Here is a 15649-nt window from a genome sequence, read left to right on the forward strand (position 1 = left end):
GGGGACACCCCTATCCCGCGAAAGCGCCGATGTCGGCGATCGCCAGCTTCGCGGCCGGCACGGCGGTCGCGGTGAAGGCGAAGCGCAGGTAGCGAAGGCGGCGCGGGGCGGGGAAGGGAATGCGCTGCGTTGCCAGCGCATAGGCGATGTTGGGAAATTCGCCCTCGCCCGCCGCCGTCCAGGCCTTGCCGTCCAGGCTGGTCTCCACCCGGTAATTGCGTGGTGGGGCGGCGTCGGGGCTGGGGTTGCGCTGGGGCGTCAGCGAGAAGCCGGCAAGGTCGCGCGGCTGTCCGAGGTCGAGCGTCAGCGTGGCGGGCGCGGCGGTGGTCGGCGCGGGGAGCGTCCAGGCGGTGGCGACGTCGTTGTCCAGCACCGCTGCGGCACCAGGCGCGGAGGCGGCGACCACGGTCCAGCCTTGGCCGGTCAGCAGCTGGTCCTCGCGCGTCGCCGGCGGCGCGACGGGCACTGGCGCGACCGCGCGGAACAGCGCCACCTCGCTGATCGCTGGGCAGACGGGCGCTTCCAGCACCATGACGCGCAGGCGGCGCGCGGTGACCGGCCGGGGCAGGCGGATGATGCGTTGCGCGCCGATGCACTCGTGTTCGGCCAGCCGCTGCCAGCGTCCGTCCGTCTCGGCCTCCACGGCGAAGCGCGTCACGCGTACGCCGAGTGGGAGATATTCACGCAGGCGGATCAGGTCGAAGGAGCGGTTCGGCGGCAGGTCGAGCGTCAGCGTCGGCGTGGTCACGCCATCGGGCGTCGACCAATAGCGGTCGTCGCGGCCATCGAGCACATTGGCGGGCGCGAAGGCGGGGCCGCGCACATGGCTGGCGCTCGCCACCGCGTCCCGGGCCAAGTCGGTCGCGAAGCTGGCCCGCTGTGCATCGCCAAAGGACTTCAGCACCGCCACGTCATGCTCGGCGAGCTGCCCGCGACGGTCGGGCGGCAGGTTGAGGTTGAGGTTGGTGCCGCGCCCGACTGACTCGTCGAACAGCGTCACCAGCCGCTCGGGGCTCTTCACCTTGGCGTCCTCGTCGGCATGGTAGAACCAGCCGGGCCGGATCGACACGTCGGTCTCCGCCGGCCACCAGAGCGCCGCGCCGCGCACGCCGCTATTGCCCTCCGCCTGGACGTAAGGGTGGTCGGGCATGGTCGGCCAGCAGGGATCGCCCGCCACGCCATTCTCGTTGCCGACCCAGCGGATGTCCGCGCCCAGGGGATCGAAGGTGCAGGCGTCGGGCTGATAGCGGTGGACGAGCGCGATCGTCCGGGGCCAGTCGTAATAGCGCGGCGCGTCGATCTTCCGTGTCTCGCGCGCGCCGCCATAATAGCCGTCGCCGCCATTGGCGCCGTCGAACCAGAATTCGAACAATTTGCCGTAGCGGGTGCAGAGCTCGACGATCTGCTTGCGGAAATAGTCGACATAGGCGGGCCGGCCATAATCGGCATGGTTGCGATCCCAGGGCGACAGGTACAGTCCGAAGGACAGGCCGGCGCGGCGGGTGGCGCGCTCCATCTCGCCGACCACGTCGCCCTTGCCGTTCTTGTACGGGCTGTTGCGGATGCAGTGTTCGGTCAGCATCGTCGGCCACAGGCAGAAGCCGTCATGATGCTTGGCGGTCAGGATGATGCCGGTCAGCCCGCCCGCCTTGGCCGCCGCGACGATCTGGTCGGGGTCGAAGTCGGTCGGGTTGAACAGCGCCGGGCTTTCGTCGCCCATCCCCCACTCGCGACCCGTGAAGGTGTTGATGGAGAAATGCACGAAGGCATATTGCTGGCGCTTGTGCCAGAGGAGCTGGCGCGGCGAGGGCGTAGCCCCCCAGGGACGCGGCGCGCCGGCGGCGGCGGCGGCGGGGCCGGCCAGGCTGGCGGCCATGCCGGTCGCCATGCCGGAGGCGATCAGGGAACGGCGGGACAGGTCGGTCATCGGGGTGCTCCGGCGTGGGAGGGGGAAGGAAGGGGGTCGGGGATCAACCAAGTCTCGGCGACCTGATGGCCGCGCCCGCTGCCGCCCAGGCCCGGCGGCCGCGTCCAGGCAAGGTCGAGCGTGCCGCCAGCGGTGGCGGCGGGCGGGATCGCGACCTCGACGGTCATCGGGTTGCTGGTGCGGTTGAAGGCGGACTGGAGCGTGAAGCGGCCGTTGGCGGTCAGCGTCATCGGCAGGGTATAGTCCTCGCCCGCATAGGTCGCGACCAGACGATAGCGACGATGCGGGTCGAGGCCGGTGTATCGGAGCCGGATTGGCCGGTCATAGAGCGTCTCCGCATAGTCGAGTGCGGGCAGCGGCCAGCCATCCTCGGCCGTGCGGTCGGCGATGCCGTCGATTGCCGTCTCGTACATCTGCGGATCGGCGGCGAAGCCGGCCCCGCGCACCAGATGCGGTTCGGCATCGGGGCGGCCGAGATCGTCGTAGAGCGCGCCCTCCGCCCGGCGGCTGCGGTCCGGCAGGGGAAAGCCCTTGGCGAGTTGCGCCAGGATTGCCCGGCGGCCGGTCAGGTCGATATCGGCCCGGTCCAGGTTCGCGCCGCGCTCGATCGTGGTCGCGCCGTAGCGCTGGACGCTCAGTTGCAACCGGGCTTGGCGCCATAGCCGTTCGGCGAGCGCGAACAGCCGGGCGCGAAGCGCCGCGACCGCCGGACCGTCCGGCTGGTCGAGCGCGATGCGGGCGGTGGCGGCGGCGGGTGCGGCCTGAACCGCTGCGATGCGCTGGCGGGCGGCGATGCTGCGGTGACGGACCAGCGCGTCATAGACCGAACGGTAGCGCAGGCTGTCGAGCCGCCAGTCGGCGAAGCGCGCGGGGCGGATGCGATCGGTTAGCGCCAGCGTGCGGTCGATGCCCGCGTTCTTCGCCGGATCGCCGACCCAGTTTCCCTCCAGCGCGAAGGGCAGGGCGGCGGCGGCGGGGTCGCCGATGAACATCCGTGCATATTGTCGCGCCATGGCCTGCGGATCGGTGGCGAGCGACCAGCCGAGCTGGAACCAGAGCAGCTGGTTGAAGTCGTCGTTGATCCCTTCCGAATAGGTCACGAACCCCTGGGTCAGCGGCAGGAAGCGGCGGGCGATCAGCGTATAGGCCGCCGGGCGCGGGTTGATCGGCTCGCGCCCCTCGGTCAGCGCGAATTCGGGCCACCAGCGCGGCACCGGGAACTGCGCGTGCATGGTATGCGCGATGTCGGGGTAGAGGATCAGCGGATAGCGTGCGGGGATGCGCCGGCGCTGCACCGGCAGCGGATCGCGCGTCTGCGGCCCCACGAAGACGCCCGCCAGCCAGTCCGGCTGCCGGTCGAGCTGGCGGTAGAAGGCGGCCAGCCCGGCGGCGTCGAAGCCTTGGGTGGAGAGGTAGACCGGCGCGCCCGGGTTCCGCTGGTGCAGCACCGCGGCTTGCCGCGCGACCAGCGGGAAGAGATGGTCGGGATCGGTGTGGCCGGGGTCGCCCCCGGGCACGTAGAGCGCGTCGACGTGCGGCAGGTCGGCGAGCACCCGAGCAAAGGCGCGCACCTCCGCCGCGACCTGCCCCGGCTTGGTATAGTCGCCGAGTTCGGGATAGTAGAGCGCGACGTCGAGGCCCAGCCGGTGCGTGATGCGCGCGATCCCCGCCAGCGTCTCGCGCGGCGGCGCGGGGAAGAGCGGGCCGGTCGCGTCGTCGTCGGAGACGGGCGCGATGATCTGCACGCCGCTCGCGCCCCAGAGCGCGAAATCCTCGATCCGCCGCTCGAACATCGGCAGCGTCCAGGCATCGTAGCTGTTGTTCTTGGGCCGATAGCCGATCTGGGTCAGCCGGGTGTCGAAGCGGGGGGAAAGGGTGACGTTGGCGGCGGCCGCGAGGCGGGGCGTGCCGTTCACGACGTCGAGATGGCGCAGCAGCCAGCCCACGCCGTACACCAGCCCGCGCGTGTCGCGGGCGGTGACGACGATGCTGGCGCCCACCGTCCGAACCGCATAGCTTTCGCGGCCAAGCGCGGGGACGCGCCAGCGGCGACGCCGGGCGACGGGCAGCGCGGCGCGGACACGGGGCGCGGGGGCGACCAGCACGTGCAGCCCGCCGCACCGGTCGATCCGCTCGGCCAGCCGGCGTTCGAGCAGCGCCGCCGCGACTTCGCCGCCAGGGGTGGAGGAGACGCAGGTGGTAGCGAGGGCCAGGGCGGTCAGCATGGCTGAGCGCTCAACCCCAAGCCCTTCCCCGGCGAAGGCCGGGGTCCAGTTGGGACGGCTTGGGTGACGGAGCGCCGTCCGTCGTCACTGTCGTCTCCCGATTGGGCCCCGGCCTTCGCCGGGAAACAGTTGGGGGTAAGCGCCCCCGCGCCCGGCATCATCGCGGCCCCCCAGCCCATGTCAGACGGCCATGCGGCCGTTGGACGGTGGCCGGTCGGCCTTGGCGCGACCGAAGGCACGATTGGGCTGCGCACCCATCAGGAAGCTCAGCGTGCCGCCCTGGGCCAGATCGGCATGGCGGATCCAGCTCTTGGTCCACGGCTTGCCGTTCCAGCGGACGGCGCGGATGTAGGGCGTCTCCGGCCCGTTGCCGGGCGCCTCGACCGTGAGCGTGCGCCCGCCGCCCAGCCGTACGCTCGCCCGCTCGAACAGGGGCGAGCCGAACACGTAGACCGCCTCGACCGGATCGACGGGGTAGAAGCCGAGCGCCGACAGCACGAACCAGGCGCTCATCTGCCCGCAATCGTCATTGCCGATGATCCCGTCGGGATCGTTCCGGTACATCTCGGTGCACAGCCGTCGCACCATCGCCTGGGTCTTCCACGGCGCGCCGACATAGGCGTAGAGATAGGGGGCGTGCTGGTCCGGCTCGTTGCCATGCGCATATTGCCCGACCAGCCCGCTGATGTCAGGCGGCGCATTGGCGGGCAGGGTCGAGGGCGCGGTGAACAGGGCGTCGAGCTTGGCCTCGAACTTCGCGTCGCCGCCCATCTGCGCGATCAGGCCGTACACATCGTGCTGGTTCAGGAAGGTCGCCTGCCAGCCATTGGCCTCGGTATAGTCGCGCCACCAGGGCTTGGGCATATGGCCGAGCTGGATCGGGTCATAGGGCGTCCACCAGCTTCCGTCGGCGAAGCGGGGGCGCGCGAAGCCGATCTTGCCGTCGATGACGTTGCGCCAGTTGCCCGACCGCTGGAACAGCCGGTCGGCCGCCGCGCCTTGCCCGGCGGCGCGGGCGAGATGCGCGGCCGCCCAGTCGTCATAGGCATATTCCTGCGTCCGGCTGACGCTTTCGAACCATTTGTCGGCGGGCACATAGCCCATCCGGTCATAGAGGTCGCGGCCCTTGCTGTTGTCGAGGTCGGGCGCGGACCAGTCGAAGCTGCGCCGGGCGATGGCGGGCCAGGCGGCGGCATAGTCGCCGGGAATGCCCTTGGCCTGCGCCTCCGCCAGAATCGGCACCGAATGCCAGCCGATCATGGTCCCCGTCTCCACCCCCTGGAGCGGCCAGACCGGCGGGCCATAGGCGCTTTGCTGGGTTTGGCGGATCAGGTCGCCGACCAGGCTCCGGACGCGGTCGGGCGCGACCAGGGTGAGGAGCGGGTGCAGCGCGCGGTACGTGTCCCAGGTCGAATAGGTCGAATAGGCGCGCTCGCCGGCGGCAAGCTGGTGGACCTTGCGGTCCAGTCCGACGTAGCGGCCGTCGACATCGGAGAAGAGCGTCGGGGCGAGCTGCGCGTGATACAGGGCGGAGGCCATGATCGTGCGCTGGTCGAGGGTGCCGCCGGTCACCTGCACGGCGTCCAGATGGCTGGCCCAAAGGTCTTGGGCCGCGCGGCGGGTGCGGTCGAAATCCCAATGCGGCGCCTCGGCGGCCAGGTTCCGGCGTGCGCCGGCCACGTCGACGCCGGAGATGCCGCAGCGGAGCAGGATCGGCGCCGCGCCGGCATCGTCATAATGCAGCACCGCCTTCAGCCGCTTGCCGGCCACGCCGCGCGATCCCGCCGGCTGCTGGGCATCGTCGTCGCCGTACAGGGTGATGCGATCCGGCGCGCGCGACGCCTGCATGGCGAAGAAGATGCGCCGTCCCTTGGCCCAGCGATGGACGGTGCGGCCGCCGCTCAAGCTGCCGTCGGCCCCGACCGTCAGCGTGGCATCGGTGACGAGCGGCGGATTGTCGGAACTGTCGTGGATCAGGTGCGACAGGTCGACCAGGATATGGCCCGGTCCCTTGGGGAAATGGTGGCGATGCCAGCCGGTCCGCTCGGTCACGGTCAGCTCGGACCGGACGCCCGATTCCAGCGTGACGGCATAATAGCCCGGCTCCGCCACTTCGTCCGAGAAGCGCTGGCGATAGCCGGTCTCCGGCGCGGCGAGCGTGCCGGGCAGCAGCTTCACCGGTCCCCGGGTCGGCACCACCAGCACGTCGAGCATGTCGCCGATGCCGGTGCCCGACAGATGGGTGTGGCTGAACCCCATGATCGACGTGTCGGTGCGGTGATAGCCCGAACAGGCGTCCCACCGCTCGACATCGGTGTCGGGGCCGAGCTGCACCATGCCGAAGGGCAGGGTCGGGCCAGGATAGGTATGGCCATGGCCGCCGGTGCCGATGAACAGGTTCGCCTTCGCCGGACCCTGCGCCGGCTTCGCGAAGGCGGGCAGCGGCAGGGCGCAGGCGGCGAGCGCCGACGAGGACAGGAGCGAGCGGCGCGACAACTGGGTCATGCGAAATCCTGGAGCAGGTGCGGTCGGGTGCGGGCGAGGGTGACGATCAGCTCGCCGAACAGGCCATTGGCCCAGGCGAACCAGTGGCGCGTGAATTTGGCGGGATCGTCCTGGTCGAAAGCCTCGTGGATGAAGCCGGTGCCGGCGTCGGTGTCGCGAAGCGTCTGAAGGCAGGCGCGGATCGTCCGGTCGTCGGTGGCGGACAGCGCGCGGACGATCAGCGACATCGGCCAGATCCAGCGCAGGCCGACATGCGGGCCGCCAATGCCTTCGCCCGCGCGGCCGCGGAAGAAATAGGGATTGGCTTCGCTCCATGCCGCCGCCTGCGTCCGTCGCCAGAGCGGATCGTCCAACGCGACGCAGCCCAGATAGGCCAGGCCCGACAGCGAGGGGACATTGGCGTCGTCCATGAACATCGCGTTGCCATAGCCGTCGACCTCATAGGCCCAGACCGGCGCGCCGTCCGGCAGCCGCATCGTGCCATGCTGGCGCAGCGCCGCCTCTACCTCGGCGGCCAGTGCGGTGGCGTCGCCGGCGAGCGCGGTATCGTGGCGCGCCTCGGCCGCGACCGCCGCCAGCTCGCGGAGCGTCGTCACCGCGAACAGGTTGGAGGGGATCAGATAGGGATATTGGCAGGCGTCGTCCGACGGGCGGAAGCCCGATTGGATCAGGCCGTTGGGCCGCGCCGGATTGCCCCAGCCGGACAACGGCATGGTCTCGGTGTTGCGGTTCGAGGTGCGCAGGAAGCTGTAGGGGCCGGGGCCGTCCTTCCTCTGCTGCTCGCGGAAGGTGCGCAGGATCGCCCGCGCCGCCGCCGCCCAGGTCGCGTCGAACGGCGTGGCGTCGCCGACCGCGCGCCAATATCCATAGGCCAGCCGCATCGCGTAGCAGAGCGAATCCACTTCCCATTTCCGCTCGGCGACGCCGGGCTTCATCTCGGTCGTGTCCTTCAGCGACCATTCGAGATTGGTCGGGGCGCTGGGGTCCTCCATGAAGGCGTTGGCGTACGGGTCGATCAGGATCGAGCGCGACTGGCGCGCGATCAGCCCCTGGAACAGCCGGCGCAGATCGGCATCGCCCTTGGCTAGATGCAGATACGGCTTCACCTGCGCGGCGGAATCGCGCAGCCACAGGCAGGGGATGTCGCCGGTGATGACGAAGGCATCGGGCCGTCCGTCCGCCATCCCCATCCTGACCGTGGTGTCGAGCGTGTTGGGATAGCAGTTGCCGAACATCCAGCGCAGCTTGGCGTCGCCGATCCGGGCGGATACCCGCGCCAGCTCCCGCTCCACCGCGCGACTGGTGAAGCGGCGGTCGGCGGGGGCGGGGCGCTTGCTGGCGAAGTCCGGCTGCGACGTCGCGAGCGCGGGCGTGGCGGCGAGCGCGGCGGTGCCGGCGATCAGCGAGCGACGCGAGACGATCATTTCGGCAGGTCCTGATCGGTGCCGGTCACCGCGAAGTCGAGCCACTGACCCGGCCCATCGCCCGGCTGGCCACCGCCGACCCACAGCCGGTACGCGCCCGGCGCGACATGGCGGCGGCCGTCGCGCTCGACGATGCTCATGCCGCGGGGATCGATGGTGAAGCGCACCCTGGTCCGCGCACCCTGGCCCAGCGACACGCGGCGGAAACCGACGAGCTGGCGTTGCAGCACCGGATCGGTCAGGCCGGGCGTGCCGGCGGCGGCGGGCGGCACCAGATAGGCCTGCACCACTTCGTCGCCACCGCGCGCGCCCGTGGCGGACACCTCGGTCTCGACGGTCAGGTCCTGCCCGGCGGCGATGCTGGCGGGCGCGCTCGGTCGGCCGTAGCCGAACGTCGCATAGCTCAGGCCGTGGCCAAAGCCCCAGAGCGGCGTGCCGGTGAAGTAGCGATAGGTCCGCTCCTTCATGCCGTAATCGACAAAGGCGGGCAGGTCGGAGGTCTGGCGATAGATCGTCACCGGCAGCCGTCCCGACGGGCTGACCACGCCGGAGAGGGCGTCCGCCAGCGCGGTGCCGCCGGATTCGCCGGGATACCAGAGCGACAGGATCGCATCGGCGCTATTCGGGTCGACCGACACCGCGCTGCCGCTCGCCAGCACCAGCACGATCGGCTTGCCCGTCGCCTTCAGCGCGGCAAGCAGCCGCTGTTGCGGCAGCGGCAGGGCGATGTCGGTGCGGTCGCCGCCCACGAAGCCGGGGACGGAGACGGACAGCGCCTCGCCCTCCAGATCGGGCGACAGGCCGGCGACCACCACCGCGACATCGGCCTGCTTCGCCGCCGCCACCGCCTCGGCGATCAGCGGCTCGGCCGGGGGCAGCCAGAGCAGGCGGAAGCTTTCATCCTCCGATTGATGATTCAGCTCGATCGTGAAGGGCTGGGCCATGCCGTCGCTGTCGACGGTCAGTTCCACCCGGCCCTTGGGCAGCGGGCCGTCGTGGAGCGTCTTGCCGCCCAGCGTCACGCGCGCGGTGTCGTGGGTCTTGCAGTCCTTCCAGCATTGCGCCTGGTCGAGCACCAACCGGTATTGGCCGGGGCCGGGGGCCACGAACTCGCCGCTCCAGCGCGCGACATAGCCGGTCGCGGGCAGGCCGGGCGCGGGCGCGGTACGGTTGATGTTGACGTCGATGCGCCGCTCCTGCCGGGTCAGCACCGTCTTGCCGCCGACGCTGTAGCTGGCGGCGAGGCCCGGCTGGCCGTTGGCGCGCAGCGCCGTCTCCGGCAGCACGACCGGCGCGCCGTCCGCCAGCACCGATCCTTGCGCATAGCGCACCGCGCCGAATCTGGCGCGCAGGCCCGCCAGCGGCGTGACGGGGGTGACGGCGGTGCCGTGGTAATTGCCCTCCAGCACGCCCAGGTCGTCCGCATCCGCGCCGATCACGGCGAGCTTTGTGGCGGGCCGGAGCGGCAGGCGGTTGTCCCGGTTCTGGAGCAGCACGATCGACTTGCGCGCCGCTTCCAGCGCCAGCGCGCGGTTGGCGGGAGTGGCGACCGCGCTCGGCTTGATGCGGCTCCACGGGCTGGTCGCGCCGAATGCGATGCCCAGTTGCTGGCGCGCGCGCAGCGTGCGGACCAGCGCCGTGTCGACCTCGGCCTGCGTCACCAGCCCGCGCCGCAGCGCCTCAGGCAACGCGGCATAGGTGGTGCCGCAGTTCAGGTCGTTGCCGCCCCGGATCGCGGCGGCGGCGGCGGCGGCGGCGTCCAGCTTGTAATGGTGGAACAGGTGGATGTTGGCGACCGCGTCGCAGTCCGACACCACGAAGCCCTTGAAGCCCCAGGCGCCGCGCACCCGATCGTTGAGCAGCGGCCCGTCCGCGCAGGCCGGGGTGCCGTGGATCGAGTTGTAGGCGCACATCAGCGACAGCGCCTTGCCCTCGGTCAGCGTGCGGCGGAAGGCGGGCAGATAGGTCGCCTCCACGTCGCGCGGCGAGGGATCGACGTCGAAGCTGTCGCGCCCCGCCTCCGGCCCGCTATGCACCGCCAGATGCTTGGGCGTGGCGATGACGCGCGGATGCGTCGGGTCCGGCCCCTGCAGGCCCTGGATGAAGCCGACGCCGAGCGAGCCGGTCAGATACGGGTCCTCGCCATAGGTTTCCTGACCCCGACCCCAGCGCGGATCGCGGAAGATGTTGATGTTGGGCGACCAGATCGTCAGCCCCTCATAGATGCGCCGGTCCGCGTTCGCCGGCCGGGCGTTGAACCTGGCGCGCGCCTCGGTCGAGACGACGGTGCCGACCCGCTGCATCAGGTCCACGTCCCAGGTCGCCGCCAGTCCGATCGCCTGGGGGAAGACGGTCGCCTGGCCGTTGCGGGCCAGGCCGTGCAGTCCCTCGTTCCACCAGTCATAGGCGGGCAGGCCGGCGGCGGCGTCGGCGGGCGCGGTGCTTTGCAGCTGCGCGGCCTTTTGTTCGGGCGTCATCGCCGCGACGGCGGCGGCGACGGGATCGGCGGAGCCGAGCAGCAGGGCGAGCATCATCATCGGGCAAGGGTCCGGATCGTCAGGGTTTTACGCGCGGCGGCGGGCAGGCGGACGGTGACGCTCTCGCCCGGCAGCAGGTCGAATCCATTGTCGGAGGGCTGGCCGCCGGTGAAGGCGCCGACATCCAGCATCACGCCCCGCGCCAGGTTGCGCGCAGTCAGCGTCACCTGGTCGCCCGACCAGGTCGTGGTGATGCCGGGATCGGGCAGCGCCATGTCCTTGGGGACCAGCCGGTCGACCAGCACGCGGCTGACGCGACGGTCGCCGACGAACAGCTCGGCGACCGCATAGCTGTGCGCCGGCGCGGCGCTGCCGAACAGCGTCGCGTCGGGAAGCGTCGCGACGGTGGCGGCGGACAGCGGGGCGAGCGTCGTTGCCGCCTCGTGCGTCGACAGCACGGCGCCGGCCATGTCGCGCACGCTCAGCCGCCAGCGGGCGGGTGTCGGCGTGGTGGCGTCGGAGACCAGGGTGACGCGGGTCGCGCCGTCCCTGTGTTCGGCGACGATGGTCTGGGCGGCGAAGAAGCGGCGCGCGGCATAATGGAGCAGCTTCCACCGCCCGTCATAGTCGACGCTGGCCCAGCTGATCGAGGGCCAGACGTCGTTGAGCTGCCAGTAGAGTGAGCCCATGGTCACCGGGCGGCAGGCGCGGTGGTGGCGGGCGGCGAGGTCGATCGCCTGCGCCTGGTTGACCTGGGTCAGGTAGACGAAGTCGGCGAAGTCCTTGGCCGGGCGCAGCCGCTGGTCGATGTAGAATTGCAGTCGGGCATTGCCCTCGCCGGCCAGGAATTTCTGGTGCGCCTTCATCACCGCGCTGTCGGCGGCGAGCACGCCCTTGCCCGCGAAGCCCCGGATCGTCGCCATCGCCGGCATCGACTGGAAGCCATATTCGGACATGAAGCGCGGACAGGAATCGAGGTAATTCTCGACCGGCTTGGAGCCGGACCAGACGTCCCAGAAATGCCGGTCGCCATTGGCGTCGGTATCGACCGGGCCTTCATAGTCGCTGGAGGGCGATCCGGGCATATAGGGGGTGCCGGGGCTGTTCGCCGTCACCGCGCCGCGCAGCACCCGGTCGAACAGCACCGCCATGCCAGCGCCGATCCGCTCCTGCCCGTCCGGGCCGATCGCCTTCTTATAGGCCTTGCGGTCGGACCAGTTCTCCCATCCCGACAGCACCTCGTTGTTGCCGGTCCAGATCACGATCGAGGGATGGTCGCCCAGCCGCGCGACCTGCTCGTCCGCCTCGATCCGGACATTCTCGCGGAAGGCGGCGTCGGGGGGCGTCACCGCGCCGCCGAACATGAAGTCCTGCCACACCATCAGGCCCATCCGGTCGGCCATCTCGTAGAAGCTGTCGTCGAGATAATAGCCGCCGCCCCAGACGCGGATCATGTTCATGTTCACGTCGCGCGCGGCGGTGAGCAGCGACTGAATCGTCTGCGGCGTCACCCGCGCGGGGAAGCTGTCGAACGGGATCAGGTTCGCGCCCTTGGCGAAGATCGGCGTGCCATTGACCACGAAGCCGAAGGCGCCGTCGCGGCGGTCGAGCGTCACGGTGCGCAGACCGATCTGGCGGCGGGCCTGGTCGATCGTCTCGCCCTTCGCCGCCAGCGTCGCGGCGACGGTGTAGAGCGGCTGCGCGCCGTAACCGACCGGCTGCCAGCGCCGGGGATCGGGGATCGACAGTGGGACGGTCACGTCGTTGCGGCCCGCCGCCACGTCTGCCTGCCGCTCGGCGGTCAGGGTGCGGCCGTCGGGGGTCGTGACGGTGGCGCGGATCGTCACCGTCTCCGCCCGGTCGGCGACGACGGTGGCATGGGCCGTCAGCCGGGCTTGCGTATCGGTCAGCGCGTCCTGCGCGACGCGGAACCGGTCGAGCCGGGCATCGTCCCACGCCTCCAGCCGCGCCGGCCGCCACAGGCCGATGGTGACGATGCGCGGACCCCAGTCCCAGCCATATTGGTATTTGGGTTTGCGGATATAGGGCGAGGTCTGCTTGCCCTTGGGCTCGTCGCCGAACGCGGAATCATATTCGCCGGGCAACGGGTGTTTGTCCGCCAGCACCATCGGCTGCAGGTGGCGGATCGGCGAGGCGATGGTGACCAGGATCACGTTCGCGCCGGGCTTCAGCAGCGCCTTGGCATCCGCCCGCCAGCGGCGATGGGCATTGTCGCCGGTCAGCAGCACCGTGCCGTTAACGCGCACGGTCGCGAAGGTGTCGAGCCCGTCGAACACCAGGTCGAGATGATCGCGCGCCAGCATCGCGGGCGTGACCGTCAGGCTGGTGCGGAATTGCCAGTCGGACAGGCCGACCCACTGGATCGCGCCCTCGTTGGTGCCGATGAACGGATCGGGGACGCGGTGCGAGGCGATCAGATCCTGCTGCACGCTGCCGGGGACGGAGGCGGGCAGCCAGCGCGCTTCCTTGGGGTGCGCCTTGATCGCGGCGGCATCGGCGGGGTCGAGCCGGACCTGCCAGCCCCTGTCCAGCGCCACATCCTCGCGCGCCGCCGCGAACGCGAGCGCGGGAGCGGCGAGCAGGGCGATCAGCCCGACCCCTCCCAGCAGGCGACCCGACTTCACTTGCGGCGCTCCAGCAATTGCATCTGCTCGATCGTATACAAGGGGTCGGATGTCGGCGAGGTGAACTGCATGCAGATATCTCCATCCGCCAGGCCGGCAGGCAGCGAGCCGGTGAAGCGGAAGCGGTTGGGCGCGGTGGCCGGATCGGGCAGGGGGAAGGTGGCGAGCACGGGCGGCCTCGGCCCGTCCGTGACCGGGCAGCCGGCGGTCAGGACCAGCTCGCCATGGGGCGTGACATTGTAACGCTGGCGGACCTTCGTGAAATCGTGCGCCAGCCCGAAGTTGCGCGGCGGCCGCGCGACCGCGACCGTGAACCCCGTCGCCAGCGACAGCGGCGCAGCGGGATAGACGGTGCAGGTGTCGAAGATGTTTAGATTGAACGCGGGCGCGTTCGCCGTCGCCTCGGTCGACAAGGGGATGCGCAGGCCGATGCTATCCGGCGACGGGCAGGCGGCGAACTGGCTGGCGTCGCGCGTCATCAGCGCGGCGCGGGTCGTGGCGAAATCGCGCGTGACGGCCAGTGCGCCGCCATCCGTGCCAAAGGCGGCAGCGCGAATCACCGTGCCGGGCGCGACGATCAGCGGCTCGGCATAGGCGCGGGCTCGCGGGGTCGGATCCTTGCCGTCCAGCGTGTAGCGGATCGTGCCATGGCGGGCCTGCGTTGCCAGTGCGACCGTCACCCGTCCGGCGCGCAAGGCGTCGGCGGCCCTGCCCTGGAGCGTATAGCCGACCGCGAAGGCGCTGTCCGCCACCTCCATCCCCGACCGCCGCCAGCGCGCGACCTGCGGCTGGAGTCGGTCGAGAAAGCCGGGAAAGTCGCGCGCCGCCTTGGGCGACCAGCCGATCTCCGCCAGCGCGGCGGCGCGTGGGAAGAGCGCGTGCTGCACCTGATAGGGGGTGACGAGATATTCGGACCAGCTGTTCGCCTGCGCGCCCAGCACGTGATGCGCCTTGTCGGGGGCGATGCCGGCGGGCATCGGTTCGTACCGGTACACGTCGGCCAGTGTCTGGATCGCGAGGCGGCCGGGCGGCTCGTCGTCGGACGCGCTTTGCAGATTGTCGAAATAGAGGATGGGGGCGGGCGACAGCACCACGTCATGGCCCTGATTGGCGGCCTCCACCGCGCCCTTGTCGCCGCGCCACGACATGACCGAGGCCGAGGCGGGCAGGCCACCCTCCAATATTTCGTCCCAGCCGATCAGCCGCCGTCCCTTGGACGCCAGATAGGCGCCGAACCGGTCGATCAGCCAGCTCTGCATCTGCATCTCGGTCTTGAGACCCAGCCTGTGCATCTGCGCCTGGACCTGCGGCGAGCGTTCCCACTGGTCCTTCACCGCCTCGTCACCGCCCAGATGGATATAGGTGCCGGGGAACACGTCTATCAGCTCGTCGAGGATATCTTCGATGAAGCGGACGCTCGAGTCTTGCGGGTTGAGGAGATAGGGGTTGACGCCCCAGTCATGGCCGACCGGCGGCCGGTCGCCCAGCACGCCATGCTCGGGATAGGCGGCGACCAGCGCCTGGGCATGGCCGGGCAGGTCGATCTCCGGCACGATGGTGACGCCGCGCGCCGCCGCATAGGCGACCAGTCCGCGCAACTCCGCCTGCGTGTAGAAGCCGCCGACGCGCGCGCCCGGGGCGCCGCCGCTCGACGGGGGCGTGCGCCACGCGCCGATCTCGGTCAGCTTGGGATAACGCTTCACCTCGAACCGCCAGCCCTGGTCGTCGGTCAGGTGGAGGTGCAGCGTGTTGAGCTTCACCGCCGCCATCTGGTCGACGACGCCGTACAGGAAGTCGATCGGCTGGAAGTGGCGGGACGGATCGATCATCAGTCCGCGCCAGGGGAAGCGGGGCGCATCGGCGATGGCGAGCGCGGGCACCGCCGCCGGCCGGCCGAAGGCGCGATCGGGGCTGATCAGCTGCGCTAGCGTCATCGCGCCGTAGAGCAGGCCGCGGTCGCCCGAGGCGGCGATGCGGATGCCGCGGGAATCCACGTCGAGGCGATAGGCCTCCGCGCCGGCCACGCCGGCGTCGCGGATGAAGCGGATCGGCGCGTCGCCCACGACCGGCGCGAGGGTCAGGCCGCGCTCGACCTTCACATGCGCCGCCAGCAGCCGCGCGGCGACGGCGGCGCCGGCGTCACCGGCTGGGGTGCCGAGGCGTGCGCCGTCGACGACCGTGAAGCTGCCGGCGGCGCGCGTCACCGATTGCGGCATGGGGATCAGGGGAAGGGGCTTGGCTGCGGTCTGCGCGCCGGCGGCGCCGGCCGACGCGAGCAACGTCGTAGCAAGGAGAAGCGACGCGTTGCGGATCATGACCGGCCCCCTGGTTTCGTTTTGGTATGGTCAGGTATCATGACGAAGCCAGACGGCCGCGTCCATGGCGTTGACGATTTTGCACAAAAAAAGGGCCCCGATGCGAACATCGGAGCCCGATTGTGGCCGGA

General features: G+C 70.7%; 7 protein-coding genes. All 7 read right to left on the reverse strand.

The annotated features are described in order from the left end of the window. Positions 1-10 precede the first annotated feature (10 nt). The 7 genes from GGQ96_RS08185 to GGQ96_RS08215 all read right to left on the reverse strand — a co-directional run bounded on the left by GGQ96_RS08185 (position 11) and on the right by GGQ96_RS08215 (position 15518). Complete coding sequence (locus tag GGQ96_RS08185) at positions 11-1927, reverse strand: alpha-L-fucosidase (RefSeq protein ID WP_184113461.1); 1917 nt, start codon at positions 1925-1927, stop codon at positions 11-13. Beyond that, a complete protein-coding gene (locus tag GGQ96_RS08190) occupies positions 1924-4152 on the reverse strand; it encodes an amidase (protein WP_184113463.1) in 2229 nt (742 codons plus the stop codon). Before GGQ96_RS08190 ends, GGQ96_RS08185 begins: the two co-directional genes overlap by 4 nt. A gap of 180 nt (positions 4153-4332) precedes the next feature. After that, positions 4333-6657 carry a GH92 family glycosyl hydrolase gene (locus tag GGQ96_RS08195; RefSeq protein WP_184113465.1) on the reverse strand — a complete coding sequence of 775 codons (2325 nt, stop codon included), beginning with the start codon at positions 6655-6657 and terminating at the stop codon, positions 4333-4335. Then, the gene (locus tag GGQ96_RS08200) at positions 6654-8081 is read right to left on the reverse strand and encodes a glycoside hydrolase family 125 protein (protein WP_184113467.1); all 1428 of its coding nucleotides are present in this window, start codon (positions 8079-8081) and stop codon (positions 6654-6656) included. The genes GGQ96_RS08195 and GGQ96_RS08200 overlap by 4 nt, the downstream gene beginning before the upstream one ends. Then, positions 8078-10618 (reverse strand): glycoside hydrolase family 3 C-terminal domain-containing protein, encoded by a 2541-nt coding sequence (locus tag GGQ96_RS08205; protein WP_343058967.1) that lies wholly within the window; start codon positions 10616-10618, stop codon positions 8078-8080. Before GGQ96_RS08205 ends, GGQ96_RS08200 begins: the two co-directional genes overlap by 4 nt. After that, positions 10615-13203, reverse strand: coding sequence for a beta-mannosidase (locus tag GGQ96_RS08210; protein WP_425506692.1), 2589 nt, complete (start codon positions 13201-13203; stop codon positions 10615-10617). Before GGQ96_RS08210 ends, GGQ96_RS08205 begins: the two co-directional genes overlap by 4 nt. Continuing rightward, positions 13200-15518, reverse strand: coding sequence for a beta-N-acetylhexosaminidase (locus GGQ96_RS08215; protein ID WP_184113469.1), 2319 nt, complete (start codon positions 15516-15518; stop codon positions 13200-13202). The genes GGQ96_RS08210 and GGQ96_RS08215 overlap by 4 nt, the downstream gene beginning before the upstream one ends. Positions 15519-15649: the final 131 nt, after the last annotated feature.

It is taken from the genome of Sphingomonas abaci, from assembly GCF_014199625.1.
Classification (GTDB): domain Bacteria; phylum Pseudomonadota; class Alphaproteobacteria; order Sphingomonadales; family Sphingomonadaceae; genus Sphingomonas; species Sphingomonas abaci.